Source organism: Anaplasma bovis (assembly GCF_036903315.1).
Classification (GTDB): domain Bacteria; phylum Pseudomonadota; class Alphaproteobacteria; order Rickettsiales; family Anaplasmataceae; genus Anaplasma; species Anaplasma bovis.
The window spans coordinates 1-21,816 of record NZ_JAWLNY010000008.1 but is presented as its reverse complement, the minus strand read 5'-3'; the positions used below and the strand labels follow the sequence as shown (position 1 = coordinate 21,816).

The 21,816-nt window shown below is 43.0% G+C and carries 18 protein-coding genes and 1 tRNA gene; 10 read left to right on the top strand and 9 right to left on the bottom strand.

All coding sequences use genetic code 11. From position 1 onward, the window contains the following. The first annotated feature begins 9 nt into the window (after window positions 1–9). Entirely contained in the window at window positions 10–1,290 is a 1,281-nt protein-coding gene (locus R4I06_RS01420; protein ID WP_334413712.1) for an MFS transporter, read from the top strand. 328 nt (window positions 1,291–1,618) lie between these two features. On the opposite strand, the gene ssb is transcribed toward R4I06_RS01420, so the two are convergent. Next, window positions 1,619–2,146 (bottom strand): single-stranded DNA-binding protein, encoded by a 528-nt coding sequence (gene ssb, locus R4I06_RS01415; protein ID WP_334413711.1) that lies wholly within the window; start codon window positions 2,144–2,146, stop codon window positions 1,619–1,621. Window positions 2,147–2,401: 255 nt separating this feature from the next. Between ssb and R4I06_RS01410 the strand changes: the two genes are divergently transcribed. The 5 genes from R4I06_RS01410 to dnaA all read left to right on the top strand — a co-directional run bounded on the left by R4I06_RS01410 (window position 2,402) and on the right by dnaA (window position 7,957). Beyond that, window positions 2,402–3,793, top strand: a complete 1,392-nt coding sequence (locus R4I06_RS01410) for a malonyl-CoA decarboxylase (protein WP_334413710.1) — start codon at window positions 2,402–2,404, stop codon at window positions 3,791–3,793. A 10-nt stretch (window positions 3,794–3,803) separates the two neighbouring features. Further along, the gene (gatB, locus tag R4I06_RS01405; protein WP_334413717.1) at window positions 3,804–5,273 is read left to right on the top strand and encodes an Asp-tRNA(Asn)/Glu-tRNA(Gln) amidotransferase subunit GatB; all 1,470 of its coding nucleotides are present in this window, start codon (window positions 3,804–3,806) and stop codon (window positions 5,271–5,273) included. A 150-nt stretch (window positions 5,274–5,423) separates the two neighbouring features. Further along, window positions 5,424–5,497 (top strand) — tRNA-Asp (locus R4I06_RS01400). Window positions 5,498–5,556: 59 nt separating this feature from the next. Further along, entirely contained in the window at window positions 5,557–6,357 is an 801-nt protein-coding gene (locus tag R4I06_RS01395; RefSeq protein ID WP_334413709.1) for an SDR family oxidoreductase, read from the top strand. A 154-nt stretch (window positions 6,358–6,511) separates the two neighbouring features. After that, window positions 6,512–7,957 carry a chromosomal replication initiator protein DnaA gene (gene dnaA / locus R4I06_RS01390; RefSeq protein WP_334413708.1) on the top strand — a complete coding sequence of 482 codons (1,446 nt, stop codon included), beginning with the start codon at window positions 6,512–6,514 and terminating at the stop codon, window positions 7,955–7,957. Here dnaA and R4I06_RS01385 read toward each other — a convergent pair whose 3' ends face one another. Next, a complete protein-coding gene (locus R4I06_RS01385; protein ID WP_334413707.1) occupies window positions 7,958–9,055 on the bottom strand; it encodes a hypothetical protein in 1,098 nt (365 codons plus the stop codon). 187 nt (window positions 9,056–9,242) lie between these two features. On the opposite strand from R4I06_RS01385, the gene R4I06_RS01380 reads away from it, so the two are divergent. Together R4I06_RS01380 and R4I06_RS01375 are read left to right on the top strand one after the other, a co-directional pair. Then, entirely contained in the window at window positions 9,243–9,791 is a 549-nt protein-coding gene (locus R4I06_RS01380; RefSeq protein ID WP_334413706.1) for a nucleotidyl transferase family protein, read from the top strand. 84 nt (window positions 9,792–9,875) lie between these two features. Next, window positions 9,876–10,583: a pyridoxine 5'-phosphate synthase gene (locus tag R4I06_RS01375; RefSeq protein ID WP_334413705.1), complete on the top strand. Its 708-nt coding sequence runs from the start codon at window positions 9,876–9,878 to the stop codon at window positions 10,581–10,583. Between the two features lie 316 nt (window positions 10,584–10,899). Here the strand turns inward: R4I06_RS01375 and R4I06_RS01370 are convergent, their stop codons facing one another. From R4I06_RS01370 to R4I06_RS01360, 3 genes are all read right to left on the bottom strand, one after another. Next, window positions 10,900–11,175, bottom strand: coding sequence for an HU family DNA-binding protein (locus tag R4I06_RS01370; RefSeq protein ID WP_271757410.1), 276 nt, complete (start codon window positions 11,173–11,175; stop codon window positions 10,900–10,902). A gap of 185 nt (window positions 11,176–11,360) precedes the next feature. Further along, on the bottom strand, window positions 11,361–12,230 hold the full coding sequence (locus R4I06_RS01365) for a hypothetical protein (RefSeq protein ID WP_334413704.1): 870 nt from the start codon (window positions 12,228–12,230) through the stop codon (window positions 11,361–11,363). 1 nt (window position 12,231) lies between these two features. Further along, window positions 12,232–12,822, bottom strand: coding sequence for an L-threonylcarbamoyladenylate synthase (locus R4I06_RS01360; protein ID WP_334413703.1), 591 nt, complete (start codon window positions 12,820–12,822; stop codon window positions 12,232–12,234). A gap of 258 nt (window positions 12,823–13,080) precedes the next feature. On the opposite strand from R4I06_RS01360, the gene coaE reads away from it, so the two are divergent. Then, window positions 13,081–13,689: a dephospho-CoA kinase gene (coaE, locus tag R4I06_RS01355; RefSeq protein WP_334413702.1), complete on the top strand. Its 609-nt coding sequence runs from the start codon at window positions 13,081–13,083 to the stop codon at window positions 13,687–13,689. A gap of 1,617 nt (window positions 13,690–15,306) precedes the next feature. On the opposite strand, the gene thiC is transcribed toward coaE, so the two are convergent. From thiC to R4I06_RS01335, 4 genes are all read right to left on the bottom strand, one after another. Beyond that, window positions 15,307–16,998, bottom strand: coding sequence for a phosphomethylpyrimidine synthase ThiC (gene thiC / locus R4I06_RS01350; RefSeq protein WP_334413701.1), 1,692 nt, complete (start codon window positions 16,996–16,998; stop codon window positions 15,307–15,309). Between the two features lie 140 nt (window positions 16,999–17,138). After that, a complete protein-coding gene (locus tag R4I06_RS01345; RefSeq protein ID WP_334413700.1) occupies window positions 17,139–17,786 on the bottom strand; it encodes a Smr/MutS family protein in 648 nt (215 codons plus the stop codon). A 113-nt stretch (window positions 17,787–17,899) separates the two neighbouring features. Next, window positions 17,900–18,271 carry a DNA-directed RNA polymerase subunit omega gene (gene rpoZ, locus R4I06_RS01340; RefSeq protein WP_334413699.1) on the bottom strand — a complete coding sequence of 124 codons (372 nt, stop codon included), beginning with the start codon at window positions 18,269–18,271 and terminating at the stop codon, window positions 17,900–17,902. Window positions 18,272–18,454: 183 nt separating this feature from the next. Continuing rightward, the gene (locus tag R4I06_RS01335) at window positions 18,455–18,784 is read right to left on the bottom strand and encodes a helix-turn-helix domain-containing protein (RefSeq protein ID WP_334413698.1); all 330 of its coding nucleotides are present in this window, start codon (window positions 18,782–18,784) and stop codon (window positions 18,455–18,457) included. Between the two features lie 375 nt (window positions 18,785–19,159). Here R4I06_RS01335 and leuS point away from each other — a divergent pair, with 375 nt between their 5' ends. Next, window positions 19,160–21,643 carry a leucine--tRNA ligase gene (gene leuS / locus R4I06_RS01330; protein WP_334413716.1) on the top strand — a complete coding sequence of 828 codons (2,484 nt, stop codon included), beginning with the start codon at window positions 19,160–19,162 and terminating at the stop codon, window positions 21,641–21,643. Window positions 21,644–21,816: the final 173 nt, after the last annotated feature.

The window sequence follows — 21,816 nt, the reverse complement described above, 5'->3', positions numbered from 1 at the left end:
AGTACTAAGATGTTCAAGTTATGGGAGAGGATAACGGGGCTGCATAGGAGCGTTTTTGCTACGCTTCTTTGTAATATCATAGAGCACTACGATTTCATAGTATATGGCATCCTCAGCCCTACCATAAGTAGGGTGTTTTTCCTGAACGATTCTAGGTTTTCGGACGATGCGTACATTGCATCATTTATGAGTTTTTTGGTTTTTGCTACCGCATTTCTAGCGAGGCCTCTGGGTGCGCTACTTTTTGGCTATATAGGAGACAAGAAGGGAAGAAAGGTGGCTCTTAATGCTTCCACTCTACTATTGGTGTTTTCCACACTGGGGATGGCGCTTTTACCAACTCCCAGTGTTCTGGGGATTTATTCCATAATCTTGCTATCAATTTTGCGCATTATGCAGGGACTTGCTTACGGAGCCGAGACAGGTGGTGTAGTGCTTATGGCTGAAAGTGTTGGAGATAGAGGAATCAGGATAATTTGGTCTGTTAGGATAATTCTCTGTGCGTTTTCCATGATTGTGGGAGTGATGACGCTAAAGGTGTCTGAAGCGATGTTGTCTGTGGAGCAGATGCAGGTGTGGGGATGGAGGATACCATTCATGGGGGCCGTACTCATAAGTTTTTCCATTCCTTACTTAAGAGGTCTCATTCGAGAAAGCACGGAGTATATTGAATACAAGTCATCGTCAGCTAGTAAGAGTGAGAGTCCAATGAAGGCTACTTCTCTGCTGAAGAATATAGGTGTTATACTACTAGTCACCTCTATGGCCTCTTTATCATCTGGGTTTTTCTACATACCCGTTGTGTATCTAGAAATAGGGCGAGAGTCGAAGTTTTTGGAATATGAGTTTTCCCTGGTGCTTCTGGCGCTTTGTGCAAGTACTGGGATATTTGTATCTGACTTTGCGAAACGTCGGATATCTTTCATTTGTTGTCTCTGTGCGATAGTTCTATGTGCGTATCCAGTCATGCACTTTATTAGAGAAGGTTACATGGCTGCTAGGCTTATGAGCGCTGTGTTGTCAGGCTTATATTTGGGATGGTACGGATCGTTTGTCATCTTCCTATTTCCTATAGAGGTGAGGCAGAGATGTTTTTCCTTGGGGTATAGCGGAGGCTATCTTATGGGCGCGTTGGCGCCGGCGTTGTGCTTATGGTTTTACCACAATACTGGCTTTGACACGATGCCAGGGCTATATCTCACTGTGTTGTCTTCGATTATACTGGTTGTGTTTGTCTTCCTCGTGAAGGTGAATGATAAAGGGCGCTACGTTTTGCAGTTTGCTTCCTAAATAGTGGATAGATATTTTTTGTAGTGTATATCCGCTGTTTTGAGCTCTGTTAGGCCCAACTTCTAGCTGTGACAGAGCTTATTACCTGAGAGGCATGTAGAGTATAAGTGAAGGTTCTTGCACTCTTTTGATGATATCTAGAGCAAAGCAATAGCTGCGCAGGGTGTGTATCTGTTGTGGCAATGCTAGCGGCGGTGCGTAGTCATGTACTAGAAGCAGCGTAGTGCTAACCCTACGTGAATCACTCTATGTCCAGGGCTTCAGCAGGGTTACCCTAGGGTTTTTTGTGTGCAATTTGCCTAGAACACATAAAAGAGGGACCGAATTACTAGAATGGTATTTCGTCTATGTCCTCATCTGTACTTCCTTCATCGTCCATGATGAAGCTCATAGCGTTGTCAGAGCTGCCACCAGCGTTATCGTCAGGGAATCTGCTGCCACGGCTATCCGTAGCAGTATCTACATCTTCGTAGGACTGATCAGCGTTTACTGGTGCACCACCCCTAGAATCTAACAGACACAATGCAGAATTGAAGTTCTGTAGTACAATCTCAGTTGTGTATCTATCACTGTTGTTCTGATCAACCCACTTCCTAGTGCGGATAGAGCCTTCGAGATAAACCTTGCTACCTTTGCGTGCAGAGGACTTTATAATCTTTACAAGCCCTTCGCTAAACACCACAACGTTGTGCCACTCTGTTTTCTCTGTACGAGACCCCGATGCTTTATCAACCCATGCCTCAGAGGTAGCTAGAGAAAAGCTTGCCATCTCTTTCCCGTTCTGCATCACCCTGATATCTGGATCTTTACCCAGATGTCCGACCAGAATGACTTTATTGATACCCAGAGAAGACATACAACTGAACCGCAAGAATCTGACTGAGATGATGATATTCCTGCGGTGCGTAAAATTCAAGTCTTTGTTACGGTAGAAAGTACTGCAATTTTCCTAATGATCCCCTGTGAAGTACGTGCGTGTTGCCTAAAACGCTGGTGCCGCTAACGCAATTTTGTTTGTACATTCGTGCCACCAGAAATTATAAACTTATTGGTGGACTAGATGAGACAAATACTGTAGCCTACCCGCAGGTAGACTAGACGCAGTTTTCATGTGGAAAACTCTCTGCTAAAAATAAAACATAGAACATTCAGCGGTGTTGCAAGGGTTATAGATGAAGTAACGGATGTCGTTCTTTCATGGGTTGGCAACATAGGGAAGGATTTGTCCAAGACCCAGGATGTCAGTAACCTGCTGAACAAAATGCGTGAGTGCATAAGCCCCAAGGGTGGCGAGGTAAAGGCTAGGCACAACACAGTGTCTCTAGGAAATCTGTATTTGCAACTTTCTGACACGGGCAAGGCTAGGTTCTTGCGCCTACTGAACGATCATTTTAGCTCTGAAAGGAGTGACATAGAGCTTAAAATAAGGGAATACATTGACAATACGGATGACGATCTGGAAGAAAAGCTGAGATTTGATTTGATAGCGGTATTGTGTTCGCCTAGGCTGAGCATTTTGAAGCAATTCATGTCGCTGTCGGAAGGGGTGAAATTTTTAGTAGACATGAGAGCAGATGTCATAACTTTGGGCAAAGAAGAAGGGGGGTTTTTTGCTTTAGAAAGGGACTTAAAGAGCGTACTTTCCTCTCTGTTTGATGTTGGATTATTAGAGTTGCGCCATATAACGTGGGATTCCCCCGCATCATTATTGGATAAGTTGGTTATCTATGAGGCGGTGCACGCAATCTCGTGCTGGGAGGATCTGCGCCATAGACTTGATTATGATAGAAGGTGTTTTGCCTTTTTTCACTACAAGGTGCCGTGCGAACCTCTAATCTTTGTGGAAGTCGCTCTCTTAGATGAAATAGCGGACAACATACAGGAGTTGCTTGATTACAGCGCACCTAAAAAAGATCCTAATGATGCCAAGGTTGCGGTATTTTACTCAATTTCTAATACGCAAGTGGGCCTTACGGGTATTAGTTTGGGGAATTTTTTGATAAAGAGGGTGGTGAGTAGGTTATCTAGTGAGTTTCCTAACATCAAGACTTACGTAACCCTTTCACCCATTCCGGGCTTTACTAGGTGGTTGAGGCAGAAGCTCTCGATGGAGGGGGATAGCTTTTTGTGCAACTTTGGCATATTTCTTCCCGTAGAAGAGCTGCTTTCATATATTGATTCGATAAATTCAGAAAATGAGGCCTGCATACCAGTTGCTGTGCAGGATATGTTCGTCAAATTGTGTGCAAACTATTTGAATACGAAGAACGGCAGCAAAGTGATAGATCCTGTTGCTCATTTTCATCTCAGTAATGGTGCATCTATAAAAAGACTTAACTGGATGGCGGATAGCTCGGAGAAGGGTATTTCTTCTTCCATGGGGATTATGGTTAACTATAGCTATGAGCTTTCTAAAATTGATGATAATCACGAGTCTTATGTGGTGCACGGGAAAGTCATGGCTTCCAAGGAAGTTGCATCATTTTTTTCAAACCTAAAGTGATAGGAGAGTAATTAGCGTGACGTGTGGAATAATAGAAGGAAGTAGTGATCAATGGGAGATGGTTATTGGACTAGAAGTCCATGCGCAGGTTAGCTCAAAGAGCAAATTGTTTTCTGGGGCTTCTGCTGACTTTAACTCTGACCCTAACACACAGGTTGCTCTTTTAGATGTTGCTATGCCTGGTGTATTGCCGGTTGTGAATTTTTACTGCGTAGAACAGGCCGTCAGGACCGCGCTTGCTCTTTCTTGTGATATAAATACCCGCTCTATATTTGATAGAAAAAATTACTTTTATCCTGACCTTGCGCTGGGTTATCAAATTACTCAGTTTTACCATCCCATAGCCAGGAATGGGTGCATAGTACTGGACAATATAGGCGCTGGTAAGGAGATAAGGATATCCAGCATACACCTTGAGCAAGATGCTGGGAAAAGCATGCACATGGGCGAAAAAACCTGTCTAGACTTCAATAGAGCGGGTGTGGCGCTCATGGAAATCATTTCTGAGCCCGATTTGAGGTCTGCTGAGGAAGCTGCTGAGTATCTGAGAAAGCTGCGCATGATTCTAAGGTATGTAGGAACTTGTGACGGTGATATGGAAAATGGCTCATTGCGCTGCGATGCAAATGTTTCAGTGAGGAGAGTGGGGGAAAGTGCGCTAGGGGTGCGTTCGGAGATAAAGAACCTAAATTCCATAAAATACATGGCTCAGGCTATTGAGTATGAGGCTAGAAAACAGGTCGAAATTTTGGAAAATGGCGGAAAAGTACGGCAAACTACGTTGCTGTATGACGTGGATTCTGGAAGTACAAAAACTATGAGAGAAAAAGAGGATGTATGCGATTATCGCTATTTTCCTGATCCAGATTTACGTCCTATTGAAATAACTCAAGAGTTTATAAGCAGCATACGCGACACATTGCCAGAGTTACCTGATGCAAAACTCAACCGGTATGTGAAAGACTTGGGTATGTCTACTTACAATGCGTCTGTTCTTTCTTCAGATAGGCATATTGCTGAGTATTTTGAGAGAGTACTTGGTGTATCCAAGTTTCCCGTAGATCTAGTTGTTTCATGGGTTACGGTGGAGCTTTTCGGTGCGCTAAACAAGAGGGGGCTGGACATAAAGAGTTCGCCGGTGAGTTCTGAGGATTTAGGCGGATTGTTGAAACTAATTGTCGAGGGTACTATTTCGGCCAAGATAGCCAAGCAGGTCTTTGCAAAAATGTTTGAGACGGGGGAGTCTGCATTTAAAATAGTTTCTGATTGTGGGCTGCAGCAGGTCTTGGATGAGGGTGTTTTGAAGGATATAGTGCACAAAGTTCTCAGTAGCAATAGGGAAAAAGTTTTAGAGTATAAGCAAGGTAAGGAAAAGCTGTTTGGATATTTCGTTGGTCAAGTTATGAAAGAAACGCAGGGAAAAGCTAACCCTGAAATTGTCAATAGGTTGATTTCCGAGGGCATAGCAGGGACTTCATAATTAGGATTACGAGGCAATGAGGTTCGGAGATTTTTTCCCGATCTATCGCTTTTCTGTGGATAGTGCAGCAGCAAAAATTTAATTTTACTAGTGATCAAAACTGTGATTGACAATGCACTGCATAGACATTAGCATGTCGCTTGACCTGTGGGGGGTGTAGCTCAGTTGGTTAGAGCGCAAGCCTGTCACGTTTGAGGTCGCGAGTTCGAGTCTCGTCACTCCCGCTTGGTCTCATTATGCGTAGTGTTTGGATTTGCGAGGTCTTGTGTCTACAGGTACGCTTATGCATGGTAAGAAGGGGGTGGTCATAGGGGTTGCCAATGACAGATCCCTTGCGTGGGGAATAGCTAAGGCTGTAGCTGATCAAGGCGGAGAAGTCGCTCTTACCTACCTCTCTGAGGCCCTTAAGAAGAGGGTAGATCCCCTTGCGGAGTCCATAGGTTCTAAGTTGGTTATACCGTGTGACGTCTCTGATGAGCAGTCAGTTGACGCCATGTTTGACGTATTGGCCAAAGAATGGGGTGGTGTGGATTTTGTTGTGCACGCGGTGGCTTTCTCTGATAGAAGCCAGCTCAGGGGGAGATATGTTGATACGTCGCTGGACAACTTTTTAACATCGATGCACGTGTCCTGTTACTCGTTTACCTGTGTTGCTAGAAGGGCTGAATCCCTGATGAAGAATGGGGGCAGCATATTGACGCTTTCTTACTATGGTGCAGAGAAGGTAGTGCCCCACTACAATGTAATGGGGGTATGTAAGGCCGCATTAGAGGCTAGCGTCAAGTATTTAGCAGTTGATTTTGGAGGGCTAAAAATCAGGGTGAATGCCATTTCGGCTGGACCTGTAAGAACGTTGGCTGCTGCTGGGATAGGAGATTTTAGGTATGTGCATATGTGGAGCAGGTACAATGCTCCTTTGAAGCGTAATACTACCATTGAGGATGTTGGTGGAGCGGCGTTGTACTTGTTGAGTGATTTGGGTGTTGGGACCACTGGAAGTACCCTTTATGTAGATTGTGGTTATCATGTGGTTGGTATGAAGGCTGCTGATGCTCCTGACATCAGTAAGGTTATGGAGGAGTAGAGAGAGGGGTGAGTTTTTCTGCTTAGATGCTGTTGATTGGTTATAGGTTCTGACGGCGCATTATGCAGCTGGTGTGTGTTACTTATTGAGGTATGTTTCGTACCCGTGTACTCACGCGAGAGGGATTTGGTTTATGTAGTTTTGGTTTGAGGGTATGGTAGGTGCTTCTGGGGCTGCGGATTGTTGCGTTGTAGAGGATGAGTACACTTTTGATGATGAGTGTGTAGCTTGGGCTCGAGTCAAGAAAAAGCTGTTGGAGTTTTACGGTGCTGCTGTATACGATAGTTGGTTGAGCTCTCTTGTCTATTCGGGAAATGAGAACGGCAGGGTTGTGCTACACGTGCCCACTAGGTTCATAAAAGAGTGGATACTAGTTCATTACGTAGATAAGATTCTTGAATACTGGAGAGCGGAGGAGGGCTCTGTATGCTATATAGATATATGTGTTTCCGGAAGTTCCTCAGGACAAGCTGACAAAAAGGCATCTGGTGAGAATTCTGGTGGGCCTTTTGTAATTTCTGATGGCAAAGCTGCGCCTGGTCTAAACAACTTTGGTGGCGGAGCATATGATCATTTGCATTCTCCGTTAGACCACAGGTTTACATTTGACAATTTTGTTGTGGGTAAGCCCAATGAGCTGGCGTTTGCAGCTGCTAGAAGGGTTGCGGAATCTTCTGCCCCCATACCCGGTAGCAATCCTCTATTTTTGTATGGTGGAGTGGGATTGGGTAAGACGCACTTAATGCACGCGATTGCATGGTATGTGCTTGGATCTAGTGTTAAGAGGAAAATAGCGTATCTTTCTGCCGAGAAATTCATGTACCAATATGTTACGGCTCTGCGTAGTAAGGACATAATGTTATTCAAGGAGCAGTTTCGCTCAGTGGATATATTGATGGTCGATGATGTGCAGTTCATAAGTGGTAAGGACAGTACTCAAGAGGAGTTTTTCCACACCTTCAATGCGCTTATAGATCAGAGTAAGCAGCTTGTTATATCGGCAGATAGGTCACCAAGTGATCTCGATGGAGTAGAAGATAGAATAAAGTCGCGCCTAGGATGGGGGCTCGTAGCCGATATAAATGAGACTACTTTTGAGTTGAGATTGGGCATTTTGCAGTTAAAAGTTGAGAGAATGGGCATAGACGTGCCCAATGAAGTCCTGGAGTTTCTTGCAAAGAATATCAAGTCAAACATAAGAGAGCTGGAGGGTGCCCTAAACAAGGTTGTTGCGCACTCTTCCCTTATTGGTGGCAGCGTTACCATTGAGCTTGCTAGCGATATTCTTTCTGACTTGTTGAGAGCAAACCATAAGCTCGTCACCATCGATGCGATACAGAAGAAAGTTGCAGAGTTTTTTGGTATAAGGCTGGAGGATATGTACTCTGCTAGAAGACTTCGCGCGCTGGCTAGACCCAGACAGGTTGCTATGTATTTGTCCAAGCGTCTCACTCAAAAAAGTCTACCCGACATAGGCAGGAGTTTCGGCGGCAGGGATCACGCTACTGTGATACACGCAGTGAGACAGGTCGAAAAGTTCATGGATAGCGATTCTAAGCTTGCTGGGGACATAAGCTTGTTGATTAGGATGCTTAGGTAGTTATCTACGATTTTCTACAGACAAAGAAGAGCGTGCAGTTTTGCTGTACACAGAAGAGTAATAATCAGGGCGGCCTTGTGAAGGGTTTTCTGCCAACTGCTGGTGGATAACGTCTTTCTTCTTATGTTTTTCCACGAATCCAGACTTATCTGCATTGTTTGTCTGACGTATAAGCAGGGGAGAGGTCCGGTCTGAGTCAGTCAGCAGTTTTGTGAATCGAGCTCCAACTGTAGGATGATTTACATCTGGGATATCAGATCTAACGGTTACAACGCTCTTCAGGCTCGATATTGCAGTCCACGTTATATAAAGTGGCAGTGTCATCACCATAAATCCCAGACTTCCAGTAACTGAAGCGGCAAAAAACATCATTAGATTATTGAAAGGAGATGCAAGCAGCAGATCCATGCATATGTCGTCTGTATGCTTATTTTCCTTTCCGCCAAAGTTCATCTTCTCCTTGATGAAGTCCATCATTACAGAAGTGATGTTTCCCTGTGAAGCGTCAGGTAAAAACTTTTTCAAAAGCTTTTCAGGCAATGAAGCCGTTGAAGCGGTATAAGCGCGTTCTTTGCGATGCTGTTGCAAGGAAGCCTCTTTTTCAGTTATTTCAGGGATGTTGCAGATACCATCTACAAGATCTACGAAAGCGACAAAATCAGCAGAAGAAAGACGGGAAACTGTATCTGCTGCTTCAGTTCGATGAGCTAATTTGCACAGAGCAAGTCCAAGAGTAAACCGCCTGTTGATAGTAATGAGTCGCTTATACATGTAATTGTAAACAAGCTCAGCTTTTCTGTCTCCGAAACCTTCGCGTATGCGCTCTTTCATCTCTTTACTAAGGTAGCTAGTACGCACCTGCTTAAGAAGTTCATCACTCTCGCGAGAATCTGGATCCCTAAGCTTTTCCAGAAGCTCTGCATCATCAGAATCCTTACTAACGCGAAGCCTTCTGATATGCTCCATAATGGCATCACGTATATCCTGACTAACAAGTAGGTCTACATACTCATTTGACGCTAGTATCCGAGCAAGAACCGACGCCTTGGGCCGGACATTAGACTCCTCTGGTAAACTTTTTTCTATTTTCTTACTCATTGTTGAAAACCTGGCATAAAAATGATGGAACTTAGCGCAAAAAGCGCTATTGAATTTGGAAGGTACACACGCATATTACAGTATGTCTTACATATTTCAATAATATTAAACTTTAATTGTTAATTTTTTTAAACTAGGTTAATAATCCCTACAGAGCAAGTGTAGATTTTGTGTATGTGTAGTGAATATGACTACTATAGGAATATTCGGCGGATCGTTTGATCCACCTCATGATGGTCACGTATACGTAGCAGATAAGATAATGAAGTTTCTGCAACTAAGGCAAGTATGGTGGCTTGTAACGGATAGGAATTTTCTTAAGCAAAGCTGTGAACGCACTTTGCAGGAGAGAGAAGAATTGGTGTGCAAAAAGATTAGTGGACGTAGGGATATGAGGGTAGTTAGTGTGAATAGCCCATATGCCTATGAAGCTATATTACTGCTAATGAGTAGAAACCCGCATTATAGGTTCGTATGGATAGCGGGCTCAGATATTTTAGAAACAATACACCTGTGGTACAGATGGAGAGATTTTTTGAAAATGGTATCCATAGTGGTACTAGAGAGGCCAGGGCATGTGTATGGAACATTAAGAAAGCCTGCCACTCTGTCCGTGCCTAGAATATCCCCCCTAAGCAAGAAGTCTCTTTATGGATGTAAAGGGTGGGGGATATTTAGGTTCCGTACCTGCGAGTTATCATCTAGTAAGATTAGAAGCACAAACAACCCGTCGTAATAAGGTTAGAGAAGAATAAGAGATATTTGTGTAAAACTCAGTGGTTTTCATGTAATATGTCTTACGCCAAAAGGAGGGGTTATTTTGCAGTTAGGTGTTAACGTAGATCATGTTGCTACCTTGCGCAATTTACGGGATACTTCATACCCAAGCGTTATAGAGGTGGCTAAAAGCGCCATTGCACATGGTGCAGATTTTATTACTGTGCACATACGTGAGGACAGAAGGCACATACGTGATAAGGATTTGCTGGAGTTAAAGGAAGGAATAACTGCTCCGATTAATCTAGAGATGGCTGCTATTGACGAAATGGTACTACTTGCCAAGCAGATGTCTCCAGAAAGTGTATGTATAGTTCCAGAGAAGAGGGAAGAAAGAACCACAGAAGCGGGTATCGATGCCATAGTGATGTTTGCTACGCTGCTTCCTGTAGTATCTGAACTTAAGTCACGCGGAATAAAAACAACTCTCTTTATAGACCCCCAGCAAGCTCAAATAGAGTATGCTAAAAAATTAGCCGTTGATAAAATAGAGCTGCACGTCGGCCAGTACTGCATGCACCAGCAGCAGCCAATGCTTGAAGAAATAAAAGAAGCAGCACGCTACGCAGCAAAACTAGGCATGGAAGTACACGCCGGCCACGGAATTGACTACACAACTGCCAAGACCCTAGCCACCGTACCAGAAATATCTGCGCTCAACATAGGACACTTCATAATATGCGAAGCAGTAACCCATGGGATTGCATATGTTGTGGAGAAAATGAAGAAAATCATCACTACACAAGACTAAAGGTGCATGCAAACCTACGTCTATTTGCATGCTACATAAATCCCAATGCTGCAAAAAGGAGATGACCTATATACACCACACGCTCACGAGCACAAAAACAGCTCAAAACCCGCGTAAAGTGTCAATTACAAGACTGCAGAAAGCGCATATATCTAATATAAACCCACCTATATACAGACAAAGCACGAACTATCCACACTTGAAGACACCACCTAAAGTGCTTCTATACATCTCCTAATTGCGCATTTAGCAGAGAAAACCATGCCAAACCTTGTGTAACACCTCCACGCCATTAAATAGCATCACCAGAGGCTAATTACACGTTTACAGTGTCAAGCAACTTTCTACTAGACCTAAAGCGTACTCTCCTCTTTGGAGGCAGAGTTTCAAGGTGACCTGTTTTCGGATTATGGTACTTCTTCTCAGCACACTGAATTACATGTAGAGTGCCTACGTTATGCAAGCGAATAGAATTATTTGTTTCTAAAGCTGTTTTTATAGCAGACATCACTACATCATAAGCGCTGCTAGAATCTTTTTTGGTGAAGCCCAAGCCTGACATCAGTGCTCTGACTATGATCTCTTTACTCATAAATAAACTCCCTAGCTTCAATACAAGTTAACCGGACTTAGGATATTAGGTTAGCCTGCATAGTCAACTAAATTCGTAGCTGCTGACTAATGTATTATTAAGCACAGCTGCATTTTTCAGGCAAAATCACAAAATCTTACTGATGTTGGCAACACCTTGGTAACAAACACTAAAAATTTGTGAACTTATAACTGCTTTACAACCAACGACCGCATTATCTCTAAGACCTTAAAAAGCGTGGCCTCTTTTTGTATATTCAACTTACGAGAAGTGCTAAAAGTTTTAAGTATTGCTGAGTACTTTTCTGAAATGTGCTGTAGCATATTTTTGTTGTCTGAGGTTGCTTCATATACGTCTGCCGTTTTTACCCCATAATCAAATACCGATCTCAGTACCAAATACTCTATCTTCTCGATAGATAGCTCTGTTTTTAATATCTTTTCTAAAGCAAAATTCTCATTTTTGTTGTAGACAATGGATTCTATAGTCTCATACAAAGATATTTCACTATCAATTTCCTCCGTTACCATCCCAGGGGTTCCTGGGTATAAGGAAGCAGCTGTTTCTATGTGCTGCATGTCAGGATAATTGAGCTTTATAACTTGCATTGACTCCTCAATGCTCAGTTCTTGAAAGGGCAGAATCATGCAGCGTGATTGCAAGACAATAGGAATATCATGAATGTTATGGCTGATAAGAAAAATTAGGGATTTTCCTAATGGCTCTTCAAGAATTTTTAATAGTGCATTGACTGCATTTTCGTTCAAGTCATCTGCGTTATCTAGGATAGCCATCTTATAGGAAGAGCCCATGGGAGTCATCTGCAGAAAGTGTTTAACCTTTCTGATTGTCGTCATCGATGACGTGCTTCCATCCACAAGCATTACATCAGGATAGGAATCTATGCTATCACATTGAAAAATATGTTTCGCTAGCGCCAGCGCGGTGGTGTACTTACCTATACCTTTTCTGCCTGATAAAAGCCAAGTCGGTGACTCACTGTAATTCTCCCACAGGAAGGTTTTTTGTTTATAATGTCCGACAATCTCTTGCATACTACTGCATTACTGTATTTATTATGTCAAAAATTTTCGTACCAGAAAAAGAGCCTTCTCTCAGTATCGTATGTGACTTGATATCAAACACAGTAGAGCACATGCCTGTGACATCTGCATCGTCCTCTATAAATACTGAGACACCGCTTTTTATTGCTTCCGGAACGTCAGATGCCTTTGTTGCCCCAGGAATGCCAGATATGTTTGCGCTGGTTGCCACAAGTGGATATCCAAAAGTACGCAGTATGCTGAGAGCAATTTTATGACTCGATACTCTCGCACCTAAGGTATTCTTAAAAAAACCACTCGGTAGCGTGTGGATAGCGGGAAGAGGCAGGATGAACGTTATTTGTCCATCTAATAGAATTCTCATCGTCGTAATATCGGCCTCATCTACGTCGGAGAATTTGCAAATCTCTTCTAAACTACTGAATAATAGGGGACAAGGCTTTGCATGTTGTCGTTGTTTTAGTTCATATAGCCTACATAGAGCAGATTCGCTGAAGGGATTGCACGCGAGAGCGTATAACGTCTCTGTTGGGAAGCAAATAACCTCATCACTTTCTAGAGCACGCACCGCTTGTTTTAACATTGTACCAGTCTCTGAACTGTTACGACAATCTCAACCCATCTGATCCTTATATAATGACACATAATGATGAAATGTATACCTCTTCGCTTGTGAAATTTTTAAGTAATGGTACACAAGTGGCATGTATCTAATATATTTCATACAGATTTCTTATGGTGATATATTTACAACGACGCCGCAGTGTCGCTCCCTTGCGCCGTGAGTGTATATTTTCCTGGCACTATGCATTACACTAATTCAGGGTTTTAGTTGATTGGCGTGGTGATAACTTTAGGACTTAGTGGCAGTTCCGGTTCGGGTAAAACCACTATAGCGGGTATGTTTGCAAAATTTTGTAATGCGGCGGTGTTTTGCGCTGACATGGAGGTAAACGATATGTACTCAAATGATGAGGATATAGCGAATCTCGTCAAAGAGTATTTCCCCGACTCGATTTCCGAAGGTTGCGTCTCGAAAAAAGAATTAGCGAAGCATTTTTTTGTATACAGCGCCAAATGGCAAGAATTTCAGTCGCTTGTACACAAGGCACTTATAAAACGACAAAGAAAATTCATGATAGATAGTAGGAGAGCTGGCCACGATTACGTAATATTAGATATACCGCTGTTATTCGAAAAAGGCTTTCTGAGAGCGTGCGATTTTGTAATTCATGTGTACGTATGCCGCATGTTGCAGTATGAAAGACTCGCGGCAAGGGGGATGTCCAGGAAGGACATGGAATTTATCTTGTCATTACAGGCAACATACGGAAAAAGACAGAATTTTGCCGATTTTTACATAAATACGGGCTTGAGTAGGGTTGCTGTGTCTTCGTATGTCAGGAACATAGTGGATGATATAAAGAACATGTTACGCTACAACAGCTAAGAAAGGGACGATAGCTATTCTGCAGCAGGCAAGAACTTACATACTGGGCTGTACATAGGACTTCTCATCTATTTAGAACATAGTAGATGGATGTGATAATAGGGGACATAAGAGAGACATTGCGCGGCAACACTTGAAGGAAGCCTGGAGGAGCTTATCTACCACAGGAGCAAAATCTACCATATTTTGTGTCACCATGACTTACATCATACCTCAATTTTCTGGCGGTGGTTTGTTATGTGATTCGTTGCATGATGTATTTTGAACCATCTCAATTTCATTATGTCTTGGTCTAAAGCATGGACTTTTCCACAGCAGAAGCGGAACCTACTGTATTGTTGATTATCTGAGCGACATTATACCTCAGTGTGTGTAGAGCAACACCTCTTCTCGCTATCCACACGCTACCGAGTGGTTTTTTTCGAAACATGGTAGTAAAGATAAGGAAGACTATTGGGCTGAGAACAGTTAAGCACAGCGTGGAGCTTATCTACCACAGGAGCGAGCCTCTACTGTATTTTTGGCTATATTTTGGGTTGCCTCAACGGCATTATACCTCAGTGTAAAGCAGCTCACTGCTCGGAATTTGTAGATCTCTAGGCTTCATCTTATAGGAATATAGGGATGTAGTGAGGATGTTGCGTTGCAATGGCAAGAAGGTGGGAGTTGGGGGGGCTTTCCCGCTCAGGGGCAAATATACTGTATTTTATGCTATCTCAACGACCATAATAGCATCGCGTATATCCTTGCTAACGATTAGGTCTACAGACTCATTTGATGCCTAAGATCCGAGCAAGAACTGGAGCGTTGGGCTGGGCATTATTAGACTCCTCGTCGGTTGGGAACATAGTAGTGGGATATGAGAAAGACATTATTGCGCTGCAATAGTTAAGCAAAGCCTGGAGGAGCTTGTCTACCACAGGGGCAAAATCTACCATATTTTGTGTCACCTTGACTTGCATTATACCTCAGTTTTCCGTCGGTGGCTTGTCATACGATTCGTTGTGTGATGTATTTCGAACCATCACACTGACATTATATCAGTGTAAAACAACTTCCTGTCCCCAATTAATAAGGCCTACTATATTACACTTCATTGTAAAGAACTTCCTGTCCTCGCATTAGCTAGACTTGCCGCATTGCTGGTTATCTTACTACGCTGCACTTCAGTATAAAGTAATGCTTAGTCCTACTTTTATCTTTTTGTTCGAAACATGGTGGTAAAGATAAGGAAGACTATTGGGCTGAGAACAGTTAAAAGCAAAGCCTGGGCCATTCTGCAGCAGGCAAGAACTTACGCACTGGGTCGTACATGAGACTTCTCATCTGTTCAGAACATAGTAGATGGATGTGATAATAGGGGGACATAAGAAACACATTGCGCGGCAACACTTGAAGGAAGCCTGGAGGGACTTATCTATCACAGGAGCAAAATCTACCATATTTTGTGTCACCTTGACTTACATTATACCTCAGTTTTCCGGCGGCGGCTTGTTGTGTGATTCGTTGTGCCATGTATTTTTGAACCATCCCAATTTCATTATGCCTTAGTCTAAAGCATGGACTTTTCCCACAGCAGAAGCGGAACCTACTATATTGTTGATTATCTCAGCGACATTATACCTCAGTGTAGAGCAACGCCTCGCCCTGTTCTATATCCTTGTGTACTTTCATAGAGCAAAATTTAGGGCCACACATAGAACAAAAATGAGCAGTCTTTCCCCCCTTTCCCGGCAGTGACTCGTCGTGCAATGAACGAGCAGTTTTTGGATCTACTGATAAATTAAACTGATCTTCCCATCTGAAATCAAATCTTGCCTCACTGAGAGCCATATCCCTCATATAAGAAGATGCTGTGCCTTTAGCTAAATCTGCTGCATGCGCGGCTATCTTATAGGCAATAACTCCTGCCTTTACGTCCTCCAAATTAGGTAACCCTAGATGCTCCTTGGGAGTCACATAGCACAACAGAGCTGTCCCATGCCATCCTATCATTGCAGCACCAATAGCACTCGTTATGTGGTCGTATCCTGGAGCTATATCCGTTGTTATCGGGCCTAATGTGTAAAATGGTGCTTCACTGCATATGCTTGCTTCTTTCTCGACGTTTTCCCTTATTAAATGCATCGGTACGTGCCCGGGACCCTCTACCATTACCTGGCAATCGTAGTCCCTAGCTATTCGCACTAACTCACCCAGGGTATCAAGCTCCAAAAACTGGGCTTTATCATTGGCGTCACTTATAGAACCAGGCCTCAACCCATCTCCCAGAGAAAACGTTATGTCGTAATCCCGCATTATTTCACATATCTCCCTGAAATTTGTGTATAAGAAGTTCTCCTTATTGTGCGCAGTACACCACTTTGCCATTATCGCACCACCACGTGATACTATGCCCGTTGTGCGCCCTAAGGCGTAGCCCACATAATCTTTCAATACACCAGCGTGAATAGTAAAATAATCCACCCCCTGCTCCGCTTGCTCGATGAGAGTCTCTTTGAATACGTCAAAGTTTAGATCTTCAATAACCCCGTTAACCTTAACTAGCGCTTGGTATATCGGTACAGTTCCCACAGGAACAGGGCTATTCCGTATTATGCACTCACGTACATTGAAAATATCTTTTCCTGTAGACAAATCCATTATTGTGTCAGCGCCATATGTGACGGCCCACACCATCTTTTTTACTTCTTCCTCAATATGTGACAGAACAGAAGAATTTCCTATGTTGGCGTTCACTTTGACCAAGAAATTCCTCCCTATAATCATAGGTTCAGACTCAGGATGGTTTATATTACACGGTATAACCGCCCTCCCTGAGGCAATCTCCTGCCGCACAAATTCTGGAGTAATCTCTTTATAATCCCTCCTAACCTTACCAGATAAAGCAGCATGATTCTCCAATAATGTATTCTCTCTTATGGCAACATACTCCATTTCTGGGGTTATAATCCCTTGTTTTGCATAAAAGAGCTGGGTCACAGGAGTACCACAAGCATTTTTCCGTAGTACCTCAGAGTTTCTGAAATTTAAATTGTTACTGCTCGTGGAATTATATGAGTTCTTCTCAACAACAGAAACATCGTTCCTTCTCTTGATCCACTTGCTTCGTATATCTCTAATACCAGACTCGTAGTTTATGCTTACATCGCGATCAGTGTGCACTCCACTGGTATCATATACGGTAAATTGCGCCTCTCCCCCCTTGATAGATATGCGCCTCATGCCAACCATAACATCCTTATGTATGCTACCTCGGACATATACTTTTTCAGATGCAGGATAAACTTCAGAGTAGTCCACGTACATACACACTCTCCATATCAGCAGACTGGCAAACCCCTTAGGAGAATATGACCCAAAGGCTCACTCGTAGCCAAAAAACTGCGCCATTCTATATCACAGCACAAAAAGATACAATAATTAATTTCTTAAAATCTGTGAGAACATCACGTGAGCTTGTGCTTATTACGCAACAACACGTAAAACGCACCCTTGCCCCCGTGCGGAGGAATAGCCTGCGTATAGTATAGAAGCATGTTGGATATTCTGGTGCTCTGCAACCACTTGTGAAAACTGCTCTTTATGCTGTTCTTGCCGGAGTTTTTACTTCCCCACCCAGTAATTACCAATACACACCTGTGACCCGATAAAAAACTGCTAGTGATGAAATTTAACAGTACGCCACATGCAGTGTCTTGGCTGTATCCATGCAGGTCTAGTAACTTGTCTATAGGATATAAACCTCGGTCTATGCGTGCTTTGGTATTCTTGTCTATGCACGAAATCAACCCGCAATTTTCTCGGTAAATAGGTGCCATGCCCTGGGTTTTTGTCTCCGGCAATTGCTCATCATACTTACCCGTTGCATGCAATGTAGAAAACTCCCTGTCGCACCCTCTGCTACTCTTAGAAGAAAAGGTTTCACGCACATCTTTTTCATCGATTACACAGATTTTCTTTATTCGGTTTCCGCTACCAGATACAGGATCTTCCTCTTTTGCAAAAGTGTGCACTAGAGGGGTTTTAGAGCTTATAGGACGCGCTATGCTCTCTATATAGCTCCAGGCATCACTATCATCAGCTTTGACATTCATGGAAAAAACCTACTGCAAAACGACCAAGCTCCGCGCAATACCACATAAGAACTAGCAGAGTTAACACGCGCATAGTATACAACAGAAAAGGGGATTACACCACAATAAGAGCACTAAAACCCATCTATGTCACTACCCTTTCCTGAAAGGAACTTGTCCTGATCCAGGAAAGCAGAATATGCCACCTTCTTTCCATCTGCAGAGTGCGGAGACCTAGACGATGCGCGAATGCTAGATGCTGCATTCCTGGGGTTCGCAAACTCTTCGAAGTATTTCCTACATCGTTGTACTGCCAAGCCGAATACGTCCGATACATTCAACTGACCTTCAGCTAACTCTCTTAGAGCTACAACGGTATTCTTGCTATCTTGACGAGCAACAAAGGTCATCGCTCCAGAACTCAGCTCGTGAGCTCTCTGGCTAGCCAAGATCACTAACCTAAACCTATTGCTGTCACAGTACGAAAAATCCTCTCCGTCTTCCACTTTTCCAACCCCGTGTCTAATATAATAGATCCAGAATTCTATCCTTCTCCCATATCATATGCAACACATTGATGTTAAAGTTGCTAACCTAACTTCACAAAACACACCAGTGAAGCTATTAAATACAAATCTGCGAATCGTTGGGATGCGTCGCAAATGCTACTTACAGGTTGTAGTATAGGACTATTTTGAATCGCCATAGAACACAGACATATCTATGGAATCAAGATCAATCTTTGCCATTGAGTTTTCCATACTGTAGTCTACACGGTTTCTGTCAGTGTGGATTGATAGATGAACATCGCAACCGAGCCTGAGTAGGAATACAAGCAGCCTCTCTAGGGAGAACCCTGCCGCTTTCCCATTTATTATCTGCGATATCTTCGGCTGATCTACGCCTATTATCTTTGCAGCTACTGTTTGATTCCATTGGCTTTTGTAGATCGTATTTCGTATTATGTTTAGAATCTGAAGCTTAACTTTTTGACCACTTGGGCAACGTTTTCCCCTCATATGACGCTCCGGTATACAAACTCAGAAGTCCAGATTCCGCAGAACGAAAAGCAATACGCGAAGGTGCGTCCAAATCTGCGATACTGAAAATGAGACCAAACTACTCACTACAATGCATAGTATAAATTGATTAATTTTCCTATAAGGCGCGAATAACGCTGTATCTGGTATGGTGCAACGCATACTACCTTAGTATGGTAAAACTTGAAATGTATGGTGGTAGTTTTACATGCGTAAATAAGATGAAGACTTTGGTGTGTCATATATAGCTTGAGATACCAAATGGGGTGGGTTATATGGGGTATGTCTGCCTAGAAGTTTTTCCAAAAGGAAGATACGTAGCTGAGGCTGTTTATGAAAGTTTGCGGATAGATGATGAGTTATGATTTTAAACGTGTAGAAAAAGAGGTACAAGGGCGCTGGGACTTTAACATACCATCTGGCCAGGATATAGGGTGCTATGTTCTAAGCATGTTTCCATACCCCTCTGGAAGTATACACATGGGGCATATACGGAACTACGTCATAGGAGATGTGATAGCGCGATATAAGCGTGCTACAGGCAATAGTGTGCTACATCCCATAGGATGGGATGCCTTCGGACTTCCAGCTGAGAATGCAGCTTTGTCGTATGGTACAAGCCCAGAAAAATGGACAAGGGATAACATAACTGCAATGAGAGAACAGCTGAAAGCTGTTGGTATTTCCTACAACTGGGATAGAGAGTTAACCACGTGTGCCAAGGAATATTATAAGCAGGAGCAGGCTTTCTTCTTGGATTTTTTACAGCAGGGATTAGCGTATAGAAAGGAATCTTGGGTCAATTGGGACCCGGTGGATAAGACAGTTTTGGCAAATGAACAAGTTATAGATGGGCTTGGATGGAGGTCTGGAGCAGTAGTAGAAAAACGTAAACTGTTTCAGTGGTTTCTGAGAATTACGGACTTTGCTGACAGCCTACTAGACGGTTTGAAGGATTTAACTGGCTGGCCTGATAAAGTCAAGCTGATGCAGGAGCGATGGATAGGGAAGACTGAAGGCATTGTCATAGAATTTGACACCAGTTGCCAGGAGAAGTTGAAAGTCTTCACAACCGCTCCGCACATGCTGTTCGGTGCCTCATTTTGTGCGGTTGCAGCAGATCATGAGATGTTGCGTCATGTTGATAATGATGAGGTTCATGCATTCATCAATGAGATTTTAACTGCCTCCAGAGAAGAAGATACTGACAAGGTTGGAATGGATACTGGTCTAGTCGCCAAACATCCTTTCCTAGATAGGGCATTGCCAATATATGTTGCAAATTATGTACTACAGGGATGTGGTACGGGCGCTGTATTTGGTTGTCCAGCACATGATCAGAGGGACTTTGAATTTGCAAAAGTTTACAATCTTCCAGTGTACCAAGTGGTTTTTCCTGAGAATAGTGCGCTCTGTGATATTGATAGAGAGGCATATTTAGGAGATGGCATATATAAGAATTCTGGCTTTTTGGATGGCATAAAAGTTGGTGATGCGAAGCGCGTGATGATTGAGAAGCTCGAATCACTCGGAAATTGCAAACACGTAGCAAACTATAGACTAAGAGATTGGGGTATATCAAGACAGAGATACTGGGGGTGTCCTATTCCCGTAATACATTGCAAGGAATGTGGTGTAGTGCCAGTAAAGAAGGAGGATTTGCCCGTTGTATTGCCTGTAGATGTGGACTTTACTAAGGGGGGAAATCCGTTAGATACTCACCAGACTTGGAAGCATGTAAAATGTCCTGTATGTTGCGCCGATGCTTGTAGAGAAACTGATACTTTTGATACTTTTTTTGAGTCTTCGTGGTACTTTGCCGCATTTTGCAGTGAAGAGCGTCGCTTAGAGTCCGCTTTGTGTGACAAAATTCTTCCTATCGATTACTACATAGGTGGAGTAGAGCATGCAGTCCTCCATCTTCTATACGCAAGGTTTTTTTGTAGAGCCCTCAAAAAGTGTGGGTATCTCAACGTAGAGGAGCCATTTCGCAACTTAATTACTCAGGGGATGGTTTGTCACGTAGTCTACCAAGACGAATCTGGTAATTACCTTTTCCCGAAAGACGCAGACAAGATGATTGCTGAAGGAAAAAAGGTTATACGCGGAAAAATTGAAAAAATGAGCAAGTCGAAAAAGAACGTGGTAGATCCCGGTGAAATAATCGCGAACTATGGAGCCGATACGATAAGACTTTTCATGTTGTCTGATACTCCGCCAGAACGTGATATAGAATGGAGCAATACAGGGGTAGCAGGTTCTTGGAGATATATAGAGCGCCTATGGGATGCCATAAGTGTGTACAGGGTAGAGTGCTTTCCAGGTGGGAATACAATAGAGATCAGCGCAAGTGATTCTATGCACATATCACGCATACATAAGCTTCTAAATGAAATAGGCGAGGATATAGAACGGTGCAGGTTAAATTGTGCAATAGCAAAAATCAGGGAGATGAGTAATGTGCTTTTTGAGCTTCTGAAGGATACTTCCATACAAAAGGCAGTTAAGGATGAGTCTGTGTGTATTTTCCTCAGGGTTATAGAGCCGTTTATGCCTCACATTGCAGAAAAATTGTGGGAAAGTGTGGGCGGGAAGGGTATGCTGCATTTACAAAAATGGCCTGATGTGAGAAAGGAGCTGCTTGTTGAGAGTTTTGTCAACATAGCTGTACAGGTAAATGGCAAGTTCTGCAGTGTATTGAAGGCCGCTGTTGGCGCAAGTGACGAGGAAATCAAAGAGGCTTCTTTAAAACTTGCACAACGCCGTATTAATGGAAAAAATGTGGAAACCGTGCACTATGTTCCCTCAAAGGTCATAAATTTTGTTACGGGGCAGTAGACTAAAATTGTATTTTCTGTAGCTGCGGAAAGTAGTAATTGGTTACGTAAAAAAAGAGAACACACTTAGGAAACACCTTCGAACGCAAACTATGTTCCTGAAGAAGAGCGGGTATCAGGTGATTTCTAGCGATATGGAATTTCTCCTCTTCCATATATCCAGATAATCTTATG

Coding starts and splice junctions, on each gene's coding strand:
- R4I06_RS01420 (WP_334413712.1), top strand. CDS start 10: ATGTTCAAGTTATGGGAGAGGATAACGGGGCTGCATAGGAGCGTTTTT.
- ssb (WP_334413711.1), bottom strand. CDS start 2,146: ATGTCTTCTCTGGGTATCAATAAAGTCATTCTGGTCGGACATCTGGGT.
- R4I06_RS01395 (WP_334413709.1), top strand. CDS start 5,557: ATGCATGGTAAGAAGGGGGTGGTCATAGGGGTTGCCAATGACAGATCC.
- dnaA (WP_334413708.1), top strand. CDS start 6,512: ATGGTAGGTGCTTCTGGGGCTGCGGATTGTTGCGTTGTAGAGGATGAG.
- R4I06_RS01385 (WP_334413707.1), bottom strand. CDS start 9,055: ATGAGTAAGAAAATAGAAAAAAGTTTACCAGAGGAGTCTAATGTCCGG.
- R4I06_RS01380 (WP_334413706.1), top strand. CDS start 9,243: ATGACTACTATAGGAATATTCGGCGGATCGTTTGATCCACCTCATGAT.
- R4I06_RS01370 (WP_271757410.1), bottom strand. CDS start 11,175: ATGAGTAAAGAGATCATAGTCAGAGCACTGATGTCAGGCTTGGGCTTC.
- R4I06_RS01365 (WP_334413704.1), bottom strand. CDS start 12,230: ATGCAAGAGATTGTCGGACATTATAAACAAAAAACCTTCCTGTGGGAG.
- R4I06_RS01360 (WP_334413703.1), bottom strand. CDS start 12,822: ATGTTAAAACAAGCGGTGCGTGCTCTAGAAAGTGATGAGGTTATTTGC.
- thiC (WP_334413701.1), bottom strand. CDS start 16,998: ATGTACGTGGACTACTCTGAAGTTTATCCTGCATCTGAAAAAGTATAT.
- R4I06_RS01345 (WP_334413700.1), bottom strand. CDS start 17,786: ATGAATGTCAAAGCTGATGATAGTGATGCCTGGAGCTATATAGAGAGC.
- R4I06_RS01335 (WP_334413698.1), bottom strand. CDS start 18,784: ATGAGGGGAAAACGTTGCCCAAGTGGTCAAAAAGTTAAGCTTCAGATT.
- leuS (WP_334413716.1), top strand. CDS start 19,160: ATGAGTTATGATTTTAAACGTGTAGAAAAAGAGGTACAAGGGCGCTGG.